Origin of the sequence: Citrobacter sp. wls711 (assembly GCF_005281055.1) — a bacterium.
Classification (GTDB): Bacteria; Pseudomonadota; Gammaproteobacteria; order Enterobacterales; family Enterobacteriaceae; genus Citrobacter; species Citrobacter gillenii.
This window is the reverse complement of the sequence record NZ_SZXC01000058.1, coordinates 43,416-60,228: the sequence shown is the minus strand read 5'-3', so window position 1 is coordinate 60,228 and position 16,813 is coordinate 43,416. Positions and strand designations below refer to the sequence as shown.

Below are 16,813 nucleotides of genomic sequence, written 5' to 3'. Positions count from 1 at the left end.
ATTTTAGCCGTCCAGATGTTTACACATCCATAATTGGCGGTTACTGTATATTCCTCAAGCGCAATTTATTCATGCCGAAGTGAAGGACTTTCATGATCGAGATTAAGCATCTGAAAACGCTACAGGCGTTGCGGAACAGTGGGTCGCTGGCAGGCGCAGCAGCGACGTTGCATCAGACCCAATCCGCCCTGTCTCACCAGTTCAGCGATCTGGAACAACGCCTCGGCTTTCGGCTATTTGTGCGTAAAAGCCAGCCGCTACGTTTTACGCCACAGGGTGAAATTTTGTTGCAGTTGGCCAATCAGGTGTTGCCACAAATCGGTCGCGCGCTTCAGGCATGCAACGAACCGCAGCAAACCCGGCTGCGCATCGCCATTGAATGTCACAGCTGTATTCAGTGGCTGACCCCCGCGCTGGAGAATTTCCGTGCTAACTGGCCACAGGTAGAGATGGATTTTAAATCCGGCGTGACTTTCGATCCGCAACCAGCCCTGCAGCAGGATGAGCTGGACCTGGTGATGACATCTGACATTCTGCCGCGCAGTGGCCTGCACTATTCACCGATGTTTGATTTTGAAGTCCGTCTGATTCTGGCACCCGATCACCCACTGGCCAGCAAAACGCAGATAACACCGGAAGATTTAGCCAGCGAAACCCTGTTGATATATCCGGTACAGCGCAGCCGACTGGATGTCTGGCGGCATTTCCTGCAGCCTGCGGGCGTTAGTCCGTCACTGAAGAGCGTGGATAACACCCTGCTGTTGATCCAGATGGTAGCCGCCAGAATGGGCATTGCAGCTCTGCCGCACTGGGTAGTGGAGAGTTTTGAACGCCAGGGCCTGGTGGTGACCAAAACCCTGGGAGATGGATTGTGGAGCCGACTGTACGCCGCTGTGCGCGATGGCGAGCAGCGTCAGCCGGTCACCGAAGCATTTATTCGCTCAGCGCGGAATCACGCCTGCGATCACCTGCCGTTTGTGCGGAGTGCGGAGCGACCCACTTTCGATGCACCCACAGTGAGGCCACTATAACAGCCGCACCAATGATGAAGCTTGGCCAGTGAGGCTGCTGGTGCCAGATGGCCAGATTAACCAACAGCCCCGCAGGCACATGCATATTGTTCATGATACCCAGTGTGCCTGCATCTACCTGCGTCGCGCCGTAGTTCCACATAAAGTAACCGATGCCCGATGCCGCCACGCCAAGGAACACCAGAATCCCCCACTGCTGCGAAGTTTCAGGCATTTTTTGCGCATTCCCTACTATAAGCCAGGCAACGACCGCCACCAGTAATGCCCCCATATAAAACCAGGCAAAGGCGTTGTGCTGCGGCATGGGACGGGTTTCCATCAGACGCTTATAGCCCACCATGCCGATGGCAAAGCTGATGTTGGAAAGCTGTACCAGCAGCAGACCGGTCCAGAAATGACTGGTCACCTGATCGTAACGAATGATCCCCGCCCCAATCACCGCCAGCAGTGCGCTAAACGCGTAGCTCCAGCGTAAACGGCGTCGGCTCATCAGGTCATAAATCAGTGTGATATAGAGCGGTGTCAGGACGGTAAATAACAGCAGCTCGGAAACCGTCAGGTACAAATAAGCACGGAAACTCAGCATATACATGATGCCAAGCTGCATGGCACCCACCAGCATGTACAGACCAATAGTTTTTACGCTGTGGCCGCGGGTACGCAGAAATGGCAGGAACACCAGCGCAGCCAGTCCGACCCGCACCAGCACGGCAAAATAGCTATCGACATGACCAGCAAGGTACTCGCCAAACAGGCTAAAGGAAAAGGCCCACAGAATAGTGGTAATGATGAGTAGCGCCACAATAGATGTCTCTGAACAAAAGATACACCCATTGTAGCGAAGTTCACGGTTGACAACTGACTAACTAATGAGCGGTTCCGTTACTGTAAAAACAGTTCTCGCAGATAATGCGGCACAGCATCGTCGGCATTAAGCCCAATCACGTCCAGCTCCGGGTGCAGATCCTTCAGGCGCTGATGTGCATTACCCATAATGCAGCCTTTTCCCGCCATCGATAGCATTTCGGCGTCGTTCATGCCGTCACCAAAGGCGATACAGTCTTTCAGGCTGAAGCCCATCGCTTTTGCCACCGCTTCCAGCGCATGGCCTTTTGATACGCCACCCGCCATCACTTCCAGACAGGTCAGCGTGGAGAAACTGACGTTCACACGATCACCCCAACGGGCGTTAATCGCCTGCTCCAGCGGCAGCAGGATTTCGTGAGAGTCGGTGGTGAAAAACACTTTACTGACGCCTTCCGGCTCCAGCAGCGCAGGTTCAAATAGCGAGTAGTTAAACACCGCTTCTTTAAAGAAACGCATTTCATCCGGGCGATGGCGGTTCATAAACCACTCATCGTCGCGATACACGTTGGTCACGATATCCGGGTTCGCATTCACCACACCAAACAGATCGCTGGCAATGTCGCGATCCAGGTTATGCGAGAACACAAGATTCCCGTCAGTATCATGTACGCGCGCACCGTTGGAGGTGATCATGTAGGACTTAATGCCGAGATTGTCGCGAATTTGCCCTACATCAATATGATGACGGCCGGTCGCGAACACAAAATTCACGCCACGAGCCGTCAGCAGTTTCAGCGTCTCTTTGGCATACGGGGACAGGGTATGGTCGGGGGAAAGCAGCGTACCGTCTAAATCAGATGCAACTACCTGATACATAAAAAATTAAACCTCTAAGCAAAGCGGTGTCCGCTGGATGAGTTATGCCTGTCGAAAAATTCAACAATGGCGTTGAGCGCGACTGAGCGCATTGCGTCCTTTTCAAAAAGGATCTCATGGTAGGCGCCTTTTATGACCAGCGGTTGACCTCCTTCTACAGGATGGCCCGCTGCAGCGCGGAGTTCACAAAAACGATAGTGCATGCGGTTATCCACCACACGCTCTTCTTCAGCCTGAATAAGCAACGTCGGGGTCGCATCATCTCCGGCCCCGGCCAACACCTGCTCACCCGCCAGAATGCCTTCACGCACCCAATGATAGGTCGGACCGCCTACGCGCAACTGCGGATCATCAGCATAGAAGCGCAGATTACGCCGATAGCGCTGTCGGCTATGGGTGAGCGCATTCATCCCAAACGGCAACGCCCGCCAGCGACCGGTCCCCATCGCATAGCCTTCGCGAATGCGCGGATACCCTTCAGCCCAGTCAAGAATATGGCGCACCATCCAGTCGGGAAAGCGCATCACGATCCCGAACATCGGGGCGCTGAGGGCAATAGCATCACACTGATTAGGGTGGCGCTGTAGGAACAGCGTGGCAATAGCGCCTCCCATGGAATGCGCCAGTATATAGCGTTTTCTCCATGGACCTGGCTGCACTTCCTGCTGCCAGAAGGCGGTCAAATCGTCGACATAGTCATTAAAGTTATCCACATGTCCACGGTGCGGATCCGAGAGCATCCGCCCGGAACGCCCCTGGCCACGATGGTCGATAATGAGGACGTCAAAACCAGAATAAAACAGGTCATACGCCAGTTCAGCGTATTTTACGTAGCTTTCTATGCGCCCGGGACAAACGACGATGACGCGATCGTTTTTTTCTGCACGAAAGCGAACAAAGCGTACGGGAACATTATCTACGCCAGTGAATTCCGCTTCCTCCCGCTGACGCCAGAAATCTGTCAGTGGCCCCATGGAAAAAGCGGCAAACGCGTTTTCTCTTGTTTCCCAGTCTTTTTGCTGCTGAAACATCGGGTATCCAGCCTCGTTGACCAAGTAAAATCGTTTTTTTTGCCGAGCCTGTTACAACGCATCGGCAGTAGCGTATTGTGGCATAAAAATAGACAAGTCGGGAGTTTCTCATGACCTTTGAATGGTGGTTCGCCTACCTGCTGACGTCCATTGTTTTGAGCTTGTCGCCAGGTTCAGGGGCGATCAACACCATGACAACCGCCATCAGCCATGGTTATCGGGGAGCAGCGGCGTCGATTGCCGGTTTGCAGACCGGGCTTGGCATTCATATCGTGCTGGTCGGTGTTGGGCTAGGAACGCTATTCTCACGGTCAGTGATCGCCTTTGAGGTACTAAAGTGGGCGGGGGCAGCCTATCTTATCTGGTTGGGCATTCAGCAATGGCGCGCGGCGGGAGCCATCGACCTGAACACCATCGCCAATACGCAATCACGCAGTCGCCTGTTCAAGCGCGCCGTCTTCGTCAACCTGACCAACCCAAAGAGCATTGTATTTCTCGCCGCCCTGTTCCCGCAGTTCATCATGCCGCAGGAGCCGCAGTTGATGCAGTACGTGGTGCTGGGCGTGACCACCATCGTGGTCGATATTATTGTGATGATCGGTTATGCGACGCTGGCTACCCGCATTGCGGGCTGGATTAAAGGGCCAAAGCAAATGAAGGCGCTGAACAAAGTGTTTGGTTCGCTGTTTATGCTGATAGGTGCCCTGCTGGCGTCAGCACGGCATGCCTGAGATCAGTGCCGGATGACGCTACCGCTTATCCGGCCTACTGGTAAGTTAACGCGAAATAATCAGATGAATGCCGAAGCCCGCGAATAACGCGCCGGCAAAGCCGTCAATCCACTTCGCCAGACGCTGATAGCCACGACGCATTTTCGGCAGTGCAAACAGGCTGGCAACCACGGTAAACCACGCCAGCGTCTCGACGATAATCAGCGCGAAAATACCCCAACGGGCAGCGGTACCGACGTTGTCGCCGACAAACAGCGAAAAGACGGAGCCAAAATAGATAATGGCTTTGGGATTCGCCAGGTTGGTCAGCAGACCTTTTAAAAAACTGCGTCCGCTCTGCGCCAGCTCAACCTGCGGCGCGGGTGCCGCAACGTCCTGTTTTTTAAACGCGCCGCGCAGCATCTGATACCCCATCCAGCACAGATACAGACCACCGCCGACCATAATAATAGTGTGCAGCCAGGCCATTTTTTCGATGATCAGATGCAGACCGAGCAGTGCCACGCCCGCCCAGACCATGACGCCGCAGGTAATACCCAGCACACCCATCATCGCCTCTTTGCGCGAGCGGCTAACGGCCGTTTGCGAAACAAAGAAAAAATCGGGGCCAGGACTCATCAGCGCTACGATGTGTACCAACGCAACGGTAAAAAATAGCGTTAACATAAAAATGACTCGCGGGGGAATAGTTCAGAGAGTCACCATCCTGGCACTTTTTTGCCTGGCTGACTACTCTTCGTCGTCACCATCAACATGTGCGCGGATAAGTGCCATAAACTCTTTGCCAAAACGCTCAAGTTTACGCATTCCCACGCCGTTGACGCTCAGCATTTCGCTCGGTGACACCGGCATTTGCTCGGCCATTTCAATCAGCGTGGCGTCGTTAAAGACCACATACGGCGGGATATTCTCTTCATCGGCAATGGCTTTACGCAGCTTACGCAGTTTGGCAAACAGCTTACGATCGTAGTTACCGCCAAAGGATTTCTGCATTGCGCGCGGTTTAAGCGCCACAATACGCGGCACGGCAAGCTGTAGCGGCACAACGCCACGCAGGATCGGGCGCGCAGCTTCGGTGAGTTGTAATGCGGAATGCTGGGCAATATTCTGCGTCACCAGCCCGAGGTGAATCAGCTGACGAATGACGCTCACCCAGTGTTCATGGCTCTGCTCACGACCAATACCATAGACCGGCAGCTTGTCATGCGCCATCTCACGAATGCGCTGGTTATTTGCCCCGCGCAGAACCTCGACGACATAGCCCATACCAAAACGTTGGTTAACGCGGTAGATCGTCGACAGCGCTTTACGCGCATCCATTAAGCCGTCGTACTGTTTTGGCGGATCGAGACAAATATCGCAGTTGCCGCACGGCTCCTGACGCCCTTCGCCAAAATAGTTCAATAGCACCAGACGGCGACAGGTTTGCGCCTCGGCAAAGGCCCCCATCGCGTTGAGCTTGTGACGCTCGATATCCAGCAGTTGTCCGGCGGGTTTCTCTTCGAGACAACGGCGGAGCCACGCCATATCGGCCGGATCGTAAAACAGCATCGCTTCTGCGGGCAGGCCATCTCGCCCGGCACGCCCGGTTTCCTGATAGTAGGACTCGATATTACGCGGGATATCAAAATGCACCACGAAGCGCACGTTGGGTTTGTTAATTCCCATGCCAAACGCCACGGTCGCGACAACGATTTGCAGGTCGTCGCGCTGGAATTTCTCCTGCACGTCGGCGCGCACGCTGTTGTCCAACCCGGCATGATAGGCTCCGGCGCTGATCCCGCGGCTTTGCAGACGCGCCGCGGTGTCTTCAACCTTCGCGCGGCTGTTACAGTAAATAATGCCGGACTTTCCGCGTTGTTCCTGCACGTAGCGCATCAGCTGATCGAGCGGCTTAAACTTCTCCATCAGCATGTAGCGGATATTGGGACGGTCAAAGCTGCTGATCTGAATGAGGGGATCGTTAAGCCCGAGCAGACGCACAATATCCAGCCGGGTGGTGTCATCGGCGGTGGCCGTGAGCGCCACAAACGGCAGCGCAGGGAAACGCTGACGCAGCTGACCCAGCGCGGCATATTCCGGGCGGAAATCATGCCCCCACTGGGAAATACAGTGCGCTTCATCTACCGCCAGCAGTACCGGATTCCAGTGCGCCAGATTATCAAGGAAGTTATCCAGCATCAGGCGCTCGGGCGCAATGTACAGCAGGCGGATTTGCCCGCTACGGCAGCCTGCCATCACCTCTTGCTGCTGTTCACGGCTCTGGGTGGAGTTCAGGCATGCCGCCGCCACACCGTTTGCCAGCAGCTGATCGACCTGGTCTTTCATCAGGGAAATCAGCGGCGAGACAACCACGGTGAGGCCATTCAGCAATAATGCGGGAATTTGATAACAAAGGGATTTACCACCACCGGTTGGCATAACGACCAGGCAGTCGCGGCCAGAGAGCACGGTATCGATGATTTCTTCCTGACCAGGGCGAAACTGTTGGTAGCCAAAGGTTTCCTGCAAAACCTGTTTAGCGCCCATTTCCAGATTCAACACTTCCGCCTGCGCCACATTAACCCCGTTAACCTTAAATAAAAACAGGCGCTATTTTCAGCGCCTGAGAGAGAAACTGCAATGATTAAAATACTCTCAATGCCGATCAGAAGATATCGTTGAGCATTACGCCCACGCCAACGCGCGTCTGATTAAAGTTATAGTCAATCAGCGACTCGCCATAACCACTATAGACCTGGGTATAAAGACGAACATGTTTGGTGATGGGGTAGCTGACACCCAACTCAGCGCCGCCGTAGCCGGTATTCCAGTTGTACTGACCTTTCGCGCTTAACACGGCGTCACCGAGGTGGTAACCCAGTTTGAGCTGATAGTAGCCCATATATTTAGTGATATCAGGGTTATCGTCAGTGCTGCCGATGACGTACCACGGCTTCACTTCTACCAGCCAGTTACCGTTTTCTGCCATCAGGCGGGTATACAGGCGGTTCCAGCTGCGCGAGGTCGGTTCGGAACGACCGTTAGAGTCGTGGTTGTATCCCATTTCCACATCACGTAGCGTCCAGCCGGCAACGCGGTAATCGGTGGCGAAACCGAGGAACAGTTGTGGTTCGTAGTTAGTTTCGCGAAACGGTGCCGATTCTTCGCTATTAGAAAGCTGCCACCAGGATTTCTGGGTATAGGAACCACCAAGCACGGAGTTCGGGCCTAAAATCCCGCGCCACAGCGGAAACGCCAGGCTCAGCTGAAACTTCACCTCATCTTTACGCGCATTTTCAGACCAGCTATAGCTGCTGATGGCCTCTTTATTCATGTCGCTGGTATTGGTGTAGATGAGGTAGTTGGTGTCATAAGGGTAAAGCGTGAAAGGATTGTCATGCTCTTGCAGCATGTTGGCAATAATACTGCCGCGCACAGCGGGTGCATCATGAATCTCTTTCACTGTCGCTTCCTGCGCATACACGGTCAACGGCAGCATAACTGCTGGTAGTAACCATCCCAGAATCGCCCGCATCGGTCATGTTCTCCTGAACTAAAATATTGATGAATTGTAAGATTTTATTGATAGCATTTTACATACTTAGTGCGCTCTTCGTTAGTTATCCAGTCCCAAAGTAGAAAACAACAATTAAGAAGCATAATATCAACACCTCATTAACCATCGAGAGTTAGGGATTGTATGTCTGCCGTACTGACTGCTGAGCAAGCACTGAAATTAGTGGGCGAAATGTTTGTCTATCATATGCCGTTTAACCGGGCGCTGGGGCTGGAGCTGGAACGTTACGAAAAAGAGTTTGCCCAATTGGCCTTTAATAACCAACCGATGATGGTCGGCAACTGGGCGCAAAGCATCCTGCATGGCGGCGTGATTGCCTCAGCGTTGGACGTAGCAGCCGGACTGGTGTGCGTGGGCAGTACGCTGACCCGTCATGAAACCATCAGCGAGGACGAGCTGCGCCAGCGGATGTCGCGCATGGGAACCATCGATCTCCGCGTCGATTATCTGCGCCCGGGCAGGGGGAATCGCTTCACGGCTACCAGCAGTTTGCTGCGGGCAGGCAATAAAGTTGCCGTTGCACGCGTGGAGCTGCATAACGAAGAGCAGCTTTATATCGCCAGCGCCACCGCAACGTATATGGTGGGGTAAGCGCCTGAAACAAGGTAAACTGCCGTTACATTTCTGAAATGAGTTTTCCCGATGGATGCTAAGCAAACGCGGCAGGGCGTATTACTCGCTCTTGCTGCCTATTTTATTTGGGGCATTGCACCCGCATATTTCAAGTTGATTTACTACGTCCCCGCAGACGAGATCCTGACGCACCGTGTGATTTGGTCATTTTTCTTTATGGTGGTGTTGATGAGCATCAGCCGCCAATGGTCAGGGGTCAAAACGCTGCTGCAAACGCCAAAGAAGGTATTCCTGCTGGCGCTTTCCGCGGTGCTCATCGGCGGAAACTGGCTGCTATTCATTTGGGCGGTCAACAACCACCATATGCTGGAAGCCAGCCTCGGCTACTTTATTAACCCCCTGGTGAATATTGTATTGGGCATGATTTTCCTCGGTGAGCGCTTTCGCCGCATGCAGTGGCTGGCCGTGCTGCTCGCCGCCTGCGGCGTGCTGGTACAGTTGTGGACGTTTGGATCACTGCCAATCATTGCGCTGGGACTGGCCTTCAGCTTTGCTTTTTATGGCCTGGTGCGTAAGAAGATCGCCGTCGAGGCGCAAACCGGCATGCTGATCGAAACCTTGTGGCTGTTACCGATTGCGGCAATCTATCTGTTTGGTATTGCCGACAGCCCAACCAGCCATATGGGACAGAACCCCATGTCGCTCAATCTGTTGCTGATTGCAGCAGGGGTCGTGACCACCATTCCACTGCTGTGCTTTACCGGTGCAGCGACCCGTCTGCGTCTGTCCACACTGGGCTTTTTCCAGTATATCGGGCCGACGCTGATGTTCCTGCTGGCGGTAACATTCTACGGTGAAGTACCGGGCGCAGATAAGATGGTGACGTTCGCCTTTATCTGGGTCGCGCTGGCGATATTCGTGATGGATGCGATTTATACCCTACGCAGAACGCGAAGGGGGCTGTGATTGCGCCTGATGGCACTGATTTTGTAGGCCGGATAAGACGGTTTCGTCGCCATCCGGCATCTTTCTGCCTGATGGCGCTGCGCTTATCAGGCCTACGGGAGCGTTAATAATTCTCTGCTACAGCCAGTTCTTGCGCTTAAAGTACAAATACGGCGCCAGGCCCGCGAGCATCATAAAGACAATCGCTCCGGGATAACCGAAGCTCCAGTGCAGTTCCGGCATGAACTCAAAGTTCATGCCGTAGCTGGATGCCACCAGCGTCGGCGGCAGGAACACCACGGAGACCACCGAGAAGATCTTGATGATGCGGTTCTGTTCGATGTTGATAAAGCCCATCGCCGCCTGCATCAGGAAGTTAACCTTCTGGAACAGGGATTCATTGTGCGGCAGCAGGGATTCGATATCGCGCAGGATCTCGCGCGCCTGCTCCAGTTGACCGCCCGGCAGTCGCGCCTTACGCACCAGGAAGTTTAATGCGCGCTGGGTATCCATCAGACACAGACGAACTTTCCAGCCGATATCTTCCAGTTCCGCCAGCGTGGAGAGCGCTTCGTCATATTCATCGCCCTGACGCCCTTCCATAATCACGCGGCTGAGTTTTTCCAGATCGCTGTAGATATTCTCTATTTCATCCGCCAGCTGTTCAATTTTCGTTTCGAACAAATCGAGCAGCAACTCGTAAGCGTTGCCGTCGACCATCGACTGGCTGCGCGCACGCATACGGTACAGGCGAAACGCCGGCAGTTCGCGCTCGCGCAGGGTAAACAGACGACCTTCGCGAATGGTGAATGCCACGGTTGAGTTGCCCGCATGATCGTCGGCATCTTCATAGAAGAAGAAGGAGTGGATGTGCAGGCCGTCTTCGTCTTCAAAAAAACGTGCGGATGCTTCGATGTCTTCCAGTTCAGGGCGCGTAGCCAGGTTCTGGCCCAGGTCCTTTTGCACACGGTTTCGTTCATCGTCATCCGGCTCGACTAAATCGACCCAAACCGAACTGGCGAGATGATCAATTTCATCCGCCTCAAGACGTATTAAACGATTGTTTTCCAGTTGAAATGCGCTCAGCATGACCGGGACTCCCAATGCAAAAAATTATCGGACAGTTCGGTGGGCACACAGAAACAAATTGGGTTTCAGACCATTAAACAGCCTGACTCGGCGCGACGAGAAAAAACAGAAGGTCGCTGACAACCGCGAAGGCTATCAGCAAAAAGGGATAGCCTTAGGAGTTGATCCTGGATGACAGGATAATGAGCCAGTATCTACTGGGTGTGTCCAAGGCGAATGTCCTCTTAGCGTAATCGTGCGCGCATGTTACGCCAGCAAAATTTTGACGTCAACACGCAACAGATGGCGAAAAAGTAATAATTTCCCCTCATGCTGCAAGGTTAGCAGAACGGGGGGATTTATCTATGATTTCAGAATATTAACCGAAAGATTGCCGGATGGTGGCTTCGCCTTATCCGGCCTACAAATCATAATATTAAGCGCCATCAGGCGATCAAACGGTTTCTAGTCTGGCGTAGGCGGCAACCAGCCATTTGATCCCCTGCCCCTGGAACGCGACCTGCAAACGACTGTGTTCACCGCTGCCTTCCAGGTTGACGATGGTGCCCTCGCCAAACTTGGCGTGACGCACACGCTGACCGAGCTTATAGCCGGTGTCGTTCTCCGCCATCGGCGTACCCATCCGTTGATGACTTACCGGACGGCTGACCGTGGCGCGCAGGCGAACCTCTTCCACGCAGGTCTCTGGTAATTCACCAATAAACCGGGATGGACGGTGGTAAACCTCTTTGCCGTACAGGCGACGCGTTTCGGCGTAGGTCAACGTCAGTTTCTGCATCGCACGGGTAACACCCACATAGGCCAGGCGGCGTTCCTCTTCGAGGCGCCCGCCTTCATCGAGTGACATCTGGCTGGGGAACATGCCCTCTTCCATCCCGACGATAAACACCTGCGGGAACTCCAGACCTTTGGCCGAGTGCAAGGTCATTAGCTGGACCGCATCCTGCCAGGTATCCGCCTGCCCTTCGCCCGCTTCCAGCGCCGCGTGGGAGAGGAACGCCTGTAGCGGCATCAAGTCTTCGTCTTCTTCGTTGTAGCTGAACTGGCGCGTTGCCGTCACCAGTTCCTCTAAGTTTTCGATACGCGTCTGGCCCTTCTCACCTTTTTCCTGCTCGTACATCATGCGCAGGCCGGAGTCTTTTATTACCCGGTCGGTCTGCACGTGCAGCGGCATATCGGCGGTTTCCTGCGCCAGTGCGTCGATAAGTTCCATAAAGCGCTGTAGTGCGCTGGCGGCACGCCCGGCCAGGGCTTTTTCCTGCAGCAGTTCACGACACGCCTGCCACATTGTCAGCTGCCGGTCGCGCGAGGTCTGCCGCACCACGTCCAGCGTACGATCGCCGATACCGCGCGTAGGGGTATTCACCACACGCTCGAACGCGGCGTCATCGTTACGATTGGCTATCAGGCGCAGGTAAGAGAGCGCGTCTTTGATTTCCTGACGCTCGAAGAAGCGCATTCCACCGTAAATACGGTACGGCATGCTGGCCTGCAACAGCGCCTCTTCCAGCACGCGCGACTGGGCGTTGCTGCGATAAAGAATGGCGCACTGTGTCAACTGACCGCCATTGTCCTGCCAGGCTTTGATGCGGTTAACCACAAAACGCGCTTCATCGAGTTCGTTGAACGCGCAATAGAGTGAGATCGGCTCACCGTCGACGCCCTCGGTCCACAGCTTTTTGCCCAAACGCCCGTTATTGTTTTCAATCAGGGCGTTAGCCGCGCTAAGGATATTGTTGGTCGAGCGGTAGTTCTGCTCCAGACGAATAGTTTCGGCACCAGGGAAGTCGTTGAGGAAGCGCTGGATGTTTTCCACCTGCGCCCCGCGCCAACCGTAGATTGACTGATCATCATCGCCGACGATCATCACCTTGCCGGTGTCACCCGCCAGCAGGCGGATCCAGGCGTACTGGATATTGTTCGTATCCTGGAATTCGTCCACCAGGATGTTGGTAAAACGTTCGCGGTAGTGCTGCAGAATGTGCGGTTTGTTGAGCCACAGTTCATGCGCGCGCAGCAGCAGCTCGGCGAAATCCACCAGCCCGGCGCGATCGCACGCTTCCTGGTAGGCCTGGTAAACCTTCTGCCAGGTTTGCTCGACCGGATTACCGTAGCTTTGAAGATGATGCGGGCGCAGCCCTTCGTCTTTCTGACTGTTGATAAACCACATTGCCTGGCGCGCTGGCCACTGCTTCTCATCGAGGTTCATCGCTTTGATCAGACGCTTCAGCAGGCGCAACTGGTCTTCGCTGTCGAGGATCTGGAAATCCTGCGGTAGGTTGGCATCCATATGGTGCGCACGCAGCAGGCGGTGCGCCAGACCGTGGAAGGTACCGACCCACATACCGCCCTGGCTGGTTCCCATAATCTGACCAATACGGTGGCGCATTTCTGCCGCCGCTTTGTTGGTAAAGGTCACCGCCATAATCGAGTATGGCGAGTTGTTCTCAACCGTCAGTAACCAGGCGATGCGGTGTACCAGCACGCGCGTTTTACCACTCCCCGCGCCTGCCAGAACCAGCATGTTGCTGCGTGGCGCGGCCACAGCCTGGCGCTGTTCGTCATTGAGGCTATCGAGCAGGTAAGAAACGTCCATTGGCACCGCCGCGTAAAAGTAGGTAAGGCGGATAAGCGTAGCGCCATCCGCCAAAAAGCTGGGTATATATACAGAGTTCTGCTGGTGATTATATCAGCGAGGTCAGAGATGCCAACTGTGAAATTTCGATATGCGGCAGTAAACGGCTGTCAGCGGTTTGCATCAGGTCGGCATTTTCCGGCTTGATCCAACAGGCCTGCATGCCACAGCGGATGGCCCCGGCGACATCTGTCGTCAGGTCGTCACCGACGTGCAGGATCTCACCCATGGGCATATTCAGTTTTTCCGCCGCCAGCAAATACATGTCGCTGAACGGTTTTGATCGCCCATCGGGGCCGGCACGCAGCACAAACTCAAAATATTCGCCCAGACCAAACAGCTCCGGCTGCGCGTTACCGTTGGTGATCGCCACCAGCGGCCACTTGCGGGCCAGTACCTTCAGCGTGTCATGCGTAGATTGCGGGACGTCGATGCGGCTGCGCCATTTGGCGAAGTTCATCATCGCCGCGTTCGCCCCCATTTTCGCCTCTGCCGCCGACAGGCCAGCCTCCAGCATAGCGCGCTCTACGGCACGATGACGCCATTGGGTGACGTCATGGTAAATATCCGGCTCGGCGTCGCGCACAGCCTGGCGCAGGCGCTGCAGGTCGGTATTTTGTAAGGAGCTCAGCGCCGGGTGATAATTTTGCACAAACGCGAGCGCTTCCTGCTCGGTGCGCGTGATAACGGGACGGTTATCGTAAAGGGTGTCATCAAGGTCAAAGGTGAGCGCAGAAATACGCCCCAAAGGCCGGTAAAAACGCATTATTTCCCCCGTTTGGCGCGCGGATGCGCCGCATCGTACACTGAAGCCAGGTGTTGAAAATCAAGATGGGTATAGATTTGCGTGGTAGAGAGGTTGGCGTGTCCCAACAGCTCTTGTACCCCGCGCAGGTCGCCGCTCGACTCCAGCATATGCGTCGCAAACGAGTGGCGCAGTTTATGGGGATGCACATGACTATTCAGCCCCTGCTTGATACCCCATTCGGCAAAACGTTTCTGCACGTTACGCGCGGAGATACGTTTGCCCAGTTTTGACAGAAAAAGCGCGTCTTCGTCACTGCCGAAAAGCCCGCGCAGATCCAGCCAGTGTTCAATCCAAGCCACCGCATTGCGGCCAATTGGCAGGCGGCGCTCTTTGCTGCCTTTACCCATCACCCACACTTCACCGGTGTCGAGATCGAGATGCTTACAATCCAGGCCAACCAGTTCCGACAAACGCAGTCCGGCGCCGTACATCACCTCCAGCATCGCCCGATCGCGCACGGCGAGGGGATCGTTGAGATCGATATCCAGCAGTCGGTTAACGTCATCCACATCAATATTTTTCGGCAGATGCCGCGGTGCCTTCGGCGCAGAAATACCTTTTGCCGGGTTGGCTTTCAGCTCACCCTGATTCACCAGCCAGTCGAAGAAACTGCGTAAGGCAGAGAGGCGCAATGCCAGGCTCGCCGGTCCCAGACCGTTGCGGCGACTGCGCACAGCAACACTGCGCACCCTTGCAGCATCACATTGTTGCCAGCTTTGCAGGCCGGTTTCTTCGGCTATCGCGATGATGGCATCCAGCTGACGCCGATAATTGAGTAACGTGATGGGACTAAGCTGACGCTCCACGCCCAGATAGCGTAAGAAGCGTGCAACGTCCTGAGAAAGCGGTGAGTCGGTCATACGCGTTCAATCCAGCGCTCCAGCAGTTCCGGCAACATCAGCGAGATTTCCTGCAATAGCTGCGTGCCTTGCCCTTGCTGGTAATGATTAACATCACGGCTGCTGAACAGCATGACGCCAAGGGAACCATCTTGCCCCAACATCGACATGGCTACCGAACCAATCGCTTTCGCCTCCGGCATCATCACCAGCAGTTCCGGGCCATTGAGCGGACCCAGATAGTGCTGTGACTGCCCGAGACGCTGAATACGCAGCGGCTCGAAGGCCTGACGACTTAATGCCAGATGGGTAAATTTTGAAGGGGCGCCAAGCCGCCAGCGATCCGGGAACAGACGAACCGTCGCGCCAGCCAGCCCCAGCTCACGTGCCCAGCGATGAAATCGTATCAGCATATCGTCGAGGCTGCTGGCCGCCGCCAGCCGTCCTTGCAGATTTAACAGGCGATAAAACAGACTTTCGTTGGCGTTAGCCTGTTCCATCAATAGCGTCATGTTCTCTTCAAGCACGTTGATGTGATTACGCGCTCGAGCCATATGCCATTCAACTAAAGAGATCGTACCCCGCACCGGGTGCGGGACGCGCATCGCTTCAACCGCTTGCGCATTACGGATAAAAAACTCAGGGTGACGTTGTAGATATTCGACGACCGCCCGATCGTCAAGTTCCATGAGCGTTTCCTGTAGTTCTTCCCCTGGTTGCTTCATAGATGAATAAATCCGTCGTAGACATGTGCCGCCGGGCCAGTCATATACAACGGATGACCCGGGCCTTTCCAGGCGATATCAAGGTGACCGCCCGGTAGTTCCACGCGCACTTCTTCTGCCAGCAGGCCCTGCTGAATACCGACAGCGACAGCAGCACACGCTCCGCTGCCACAGGCCTGCGTTTCACCCGCCCCACGTTCATAGACGCGCAGCCGGATGTGCTCGCGTTTCACCACTTGCATAAATCCAATATTGGCGCGCTCAGGAAAGCGTTCATGGCTTTCCAGAACCGGTCCCAGCGTTTCCACCGTGGCCGTATCCACATCATCAACCTGAATGACGCAGTGTGGATTCCCCATTGATACCACGCCGCACAATACTGTCTGCTCGGCCGCCCGCATAATATAGGTCTTCTCTGCTTTATTGGCGCGAAAAGGCACCTGCGAGGGTTCAAAATTGGGCTCGCCCATATTGACCCGCACCAGCTCATCGTCCGTCACAGTTAATACCATGCGGCCATTCGCCGTACTGACGCGGATATCACGTTTATTGGTCAGCCCTTTCAGGCGTACAAAACGCGCAAAACAACGGGCACCGTTACCGCACTGCGACACTTCGCTACCATCAGCATTAAAGATACGGTAATGGAAATCCAGCTCCGGATCATACGGAGGCTCAACCACCAGCAGCTGATCAAATCCCACACCAAGATGCCTGTCGGCCAGGCGGCGGATCAGCTCAGGTGAAAAAAAAACATTCTGCGTTACCGCGTCGACGACCATAAAATCGTTGCCAAGGCCATGCATTTTAGAGAATTGCATCGTTCACTCCGTTCACGCGGGTACAGAGACTTCGCTTTAGTAGTTTACCTGGGAAGGCCCATCTCCCGTTGCTCGATCGTTTCGATCGGGCACTGTGGACTGCGATTGCGTTTCAACTGGCTTCGTCGGTGGCGACGCGGTTTTATCTGCTGGCGGGAAATAGAGTGGACCTTTCAGACCACAGCCCGTCAGGCTGAACAGAGTAAGAAGTACAGCGAGTGCCTGAAACACGTTTTTCATTATGGATTGCCCGTAAAGTTCATACTTTCTGTTTTCTATCATCGCAGGAGAAGACGTAAAAGCAAGAGTTTGGCTAAAACTGCAACGTGAATTCTTTCAGGTT

The 16,813-nt window shown here is 54.6% G+C and carries 18 protein-coding genes; 4 read left to right on the top strand and 14 right to left on the bottom strand.

What is annotated here, in order from left to right; translation table 11 throughout:
- The first annotated feature begins 92 nt into the window (after positions 1 to 92).
- Positions 93 to 1,031, top strand: a complete 939-nt coding sequence (gene metR, locus FDW98_RS17650; protein WP_096758914.1) for an HTH-type transcriptional regulator MetR — start codon at positions 93 to 95, stop codon at positions 1,029 to 1,031.
- Here metR and FDW98_RS17645 read toward each other — a convergent pair.
- The 3 genes from FDW98_RS17645 to pldB all read right to left on the bottom strand — a co-directional run bounded on the left by FDW98_RS17645 (position 934) and on the right by pldB (position 3,745).
- Positions 934 to 1,833 (bottom strand): carboxylate/amino acid/amine transporter, encoded by a 900-nt coding sequence (locus tag FDW98_RS17645; protein ID WP_096758915.1) that lies wholly within the window; start codon positions 1,831 to 1,833, stop codon positions 934 to 936. The genes metR and FDW98_RS17645 overlap by 98 nt on opposite strands.
- Before the next feature lie 80 nt (positions 1,834 to 1,913).
- On the bottom strand, positions 1,914 to 2,714 hold the full coding sequence (yigL, locus tag FDW98_RS17640; RefSeq protein ID WP_096758916.1) for a sugar/pyridoxal phosphate phosphatase YigL: 801 nt from the start codon (positions 2,712 to 2,714) through the stop codon (positions 1,914 to 1,916).
- Between the two features lie 14 nt (positions 2,715 to 2,728).
- Positions 2,729 to 3,745 carry a lysophospholipase L2 gene (gene pldB, locus FDW98_RS17635; protein WP_096758917.1) on the bottom strand — a complete coding sequence of 339 codons (1,017 nt, stop codon included), beginning with the start codon at positions 3,743 to 3,745 and terminating at the stop codon, positions 2,729 to 2,731.
- Between the two features lie 110 nt (positions 3,746 to 3,855).
- On the opposite strand from pldB, the gene rhtB reads away from it, so the two are divergent.
- Positions 3,856 to 4,476 (top strand): homoserine/homoserine lactone efflux protein, encoded by a 621-nt coding sequence (gene rhtB / locus FDW98_RS17630; protein WP_096758918.1) that lies wholly within the window; start codon positions 3,856 to 3,858, stop codon positions 4,474 to 4,476.
- A 45-nt stretch (positions 4,477 to 4,521) separates the two neighbouring features.
- Here rhtB and rhtC read toward each other — a convergent pair whose 3' ends face one another.
- From rhtC to pldA, 3 genes are all read right to left on the bottom strand, one after another.
- Positions 4,522 to 5,142 (bottom strand): threonine export protein RhtC, encoded by a 621-nt coding sequence (gene rhtC, locus FDW98_RS17625; RefSeq protein WP_096758919.1) that lies wholly within the window; start codon positions 5,140 to 5,142, stop codon positions 4,522 to 4,524.
- 63 nt (positions 5,143 to 5,205) lie between these two features.
- Entirely contained in the window at positions 5,206 to 7,035 is a 1,830-nt protein-coding gene (gene recQ, locus FDW98_RS17620; protein WP_096758920.1) for an ATP-dependent DNA helicase RecQ, read from the bottom strand.
- Between the two features lie 88 nt (positions 7,036 to 7,123).
- Positions 7,124 to 7,993 carry a phospholipase A gene (gene pldA / locus FDW98_RS17615; RefSeq protein WP_096758921.1) on the bottom strand — a complete coding sequence of 290 codons (870 nt, stop codon included), beginning with the start codon at positions 7,991 to 7,993 and terminating at the stop codon, positions 7,124 to 7,126.
- 165 nt (positions 7,994 to 8,158) lie between these two features.
- Between pldA and yigI the strand changes: the two genes are divergently transcribed.
- Together yigI and rarD are read left to right on the top strand one after the other, a co-directional pair.
- Positions 8,159 to 8,626, top strand: a complete 468-nt coding sequence (yigI, locus tag FDW98_RS17610) for an acyl-CoA thioesterase YigI (RefSeq protein WP_005133301.1) — start codon at positions 8,159 to 8,161, stop codon at positions 8,624 to 8,626.
- Between the two features lie 51 nt (positions 8,627 to 8,677).
- Entirely contained in the window at positions 8,678 to 9,574 is an 897-nt protein-coding gene (rarD, locus tag FDW98_RS17605; protein ID WP_096758922.1) for an EamA family transporter RarD, read from the top strand.
- 117 nt (positions 9,575 to 9,691) lie between these two features.
- Here rarD and corA read toward each other — a convergent pair whose 3' ends face one another.
- The 8 genes from corA to FDW98_RS17570 form a co-directional block, all read right to left on the bottom strand.
- A complete protein-coding gene (gene corA / locus FDW98_RS17600; protein WP_096758923.1) occupies positions 9,692 to 10,642 on the bottom strand; it encodes a magnesium/cobalt transporter CorA in 951 nt (316 codons plus the stop codon).
- A 154-nt stretch (positions 10,643 to 10,796) separates the two neighbouring features.
- Positions 10,797 to 10,853: a YsgD/CorL family protein gene (gene ysgD / locus FDW98_RS23525; RefSeq protein WP_212723238.1), complete on the bottom strand. Its 57-nt coding sequence runs from the start codon at positions 10,851 to 10,853 to the stop codon at positions 10,797 to 10,799.
- A 222-nt stretch (positions 10,854 to 11,075) separates the two neighbouring features.
- The gene (gene uvrD, locus FDW98_RS17595; protein ID WP_096758924.1) at positions 11,076 to 13,238 is read right to left on the bottom strand and encodes a DNA helicase II; all 2,163 of its coding nucleotides are present in this window, start codon (positions 13,236 to 13,238) and stop codon (positions 11,076 to 11,078) included.
- Positions 13,239 to 13,326: 88 nt separating this feature from the next.
- Complete coding sequence (gene yigB / locus FDW98_RS17590; protein WP_096758925.1) at positions 13,327 to 14,043, bottom strand: 5-amino-6-(5-phospho-D-ribitylamino)uracil phosphatase YigB; 717 nt, start codon at positions 14,041 to 14,043, stop codon at positions 13,327 to 13,329.
- Complete coding sequence (xerC, locus tag FDW98_RS17585) at positions 14,043 to 14,945, bottom strand: tyrosine recombinase XerC (RefSeq protein WP_096758926.1); 903 nt, start codon at positions 14,943 to 14,945, stop codon at positions 14,043 to 14,045. The genes yigB and xerC overlap by 1 nt, the downstream gene beginning before the upstream one ends.
- On the bottom strand, positions 14,942 to 15,649 hold the full coding sequence (locus tag FDW98_RS17580; RefSeq protein ID WP_096758927.1) for a DUF484 domain-containing protein: 708 nt from the start codon (positions 15,647 to 15,649) through the stop codon (positions 14,942 to 14,944). The genes xerC and FDW98_RS17580 overlap by 4 nt, the downstream gene beginning before the upstream one ends.
- Positions 15,646 to 16,470, bottom strand: a complete 825-nt coding sequence (gene dapF, locus FDW98_RS17575; protein ID WP_096758928.1) for a diaminopimelate epimerase — start codon at positions 16,468 to 16,470, stop codon at positions 15,646 to 15,648. The genes FDW98_RS17580 and dapF overlap by 4 nt, the downstream gene beginning before the upstream one ends.
- 36 nt (positions 16,471 to 16,506) lie before the next feature.
- Complete coding sequence (locus FDW98_RS17570) at positions 16,507 to 16,710, bottom strand: lipoprotein (RefSeq protein ID WP_096758929.1); 204 nt, start codon at positions 16,708 to 16,710, stop codon at positions 16,507 to 16,509.
- Between the last annotated feature and the right edge of the window lie 103 nt (positions 16,711 to 16,813).

What these genes read in the sequence shown, in the direction of transcription:
- metR (WP_096758914.1), top strand. Translation starts at nt 93, where the DNA reads ATGATCGAGATTAAGCATCTGAAAACGCTACAGGCGTTGCGGAACAGT.
- yigL (WP_096758916.1), bottom strand. Translation starts at nt 2,714, where the DNA reads ATGTATCAGGTAGTTGCATCTGATTTAGACGGTACGCTGCTTTCCCCC.
- pldB (WP_096758917.1), bottom strand. Translation starts at nt 3,745, where the DNA reads ATGTTTCAGCAGCAAAAAGACTGGGAAACAAGAGAAAACGCGTTTGCC.
- rhtB (WP_096758918.1), top strand. Translation starts at nt 3,856, where the DNA reads ATGACCTTTGAATGGTGGTTCGCCTACCTGCTGACGTCCATTGTTTTG.
- rhtC (WP_096758919.1), bottom strand. Translation starts at nt 5,142, where the DNA reads ATGTTAACGCTATTTTTTACCGTTGCGTTGGTACACATCGTAGCGCTG.
- pldA (WP_096758921.1), bottom strand. Translation starts at nt 7,993, where the DNA reads ATGCGGGCGATTCTGGGATGGTTACTACCAGCAGTTATGCTGCCGTTG.
- yigI (WP_005133301.1), top strand. Translation starts at nt 8,159, where the DNA reads ATGTCTGCCGTACTGACTGCTGAGCAAGCACTGAAATTAGTGGGCGAA.
- rarD (WP_096758922.1), top strand. Translation starts at nt 8,678, where the DNA reads ATGGATGCTAAGCAAACGCGGCAGGGCGTATTACTCGCTCTTGCTGCC.
- corA (WP_096758923.1), bottom strand. Translation starts at nt 10,642, where the DNA reads ATGCTGAGCGCATTTCAACTGGAAAACAATCGTTTAATACGTCTTGAG.
- uvrD (WP_096758924.1), bottom strand. Translation starts at nt 13,238, where the DNA reads ATGGACGTTTCTTACCTGCTCGATAGCCTCAATGACGAACAGCGCCAG.
- yigB (WP_096758925.1), bottom strand. Translation starts at nt 14,043, where the DNA reads ATGCGTTTTTACCGGCCTTTGGGGCGTATTTCTGCGCTCACCTTTGAC.
- xerC (WP_096758926.1), bottom strand. Translation starts at nt 14,945, where the DNA reads ATGACCGACTCACCGCTTTCTCAGGACGTTGCACGCTTCTTACGCTAT.
- FDW98_RS17580 (WP_096758927.1), bottom strand. Translation starts at nt 15,649, where the DNA reads ATGAAGCAACCAGGGGAAGAACTACAGGAAACGCTCATGGAACTTGAC.
- dapF (WP_096758928.1), bottom strand. Translation starts at nt 16,470, where the DNA reads ATGCAATTCTCTAAAATGCATGGCCTTGGCAACGATTTTATGGTCGTC.
- FDW98_RS17570 (WP_096758929.1), bottom strand. Translation starts at nt 16,710, where the DNA reads ATGAAAAACGTGTTTCAGGCACTCGCTGTACTTCTTACTCTGTTCAGC.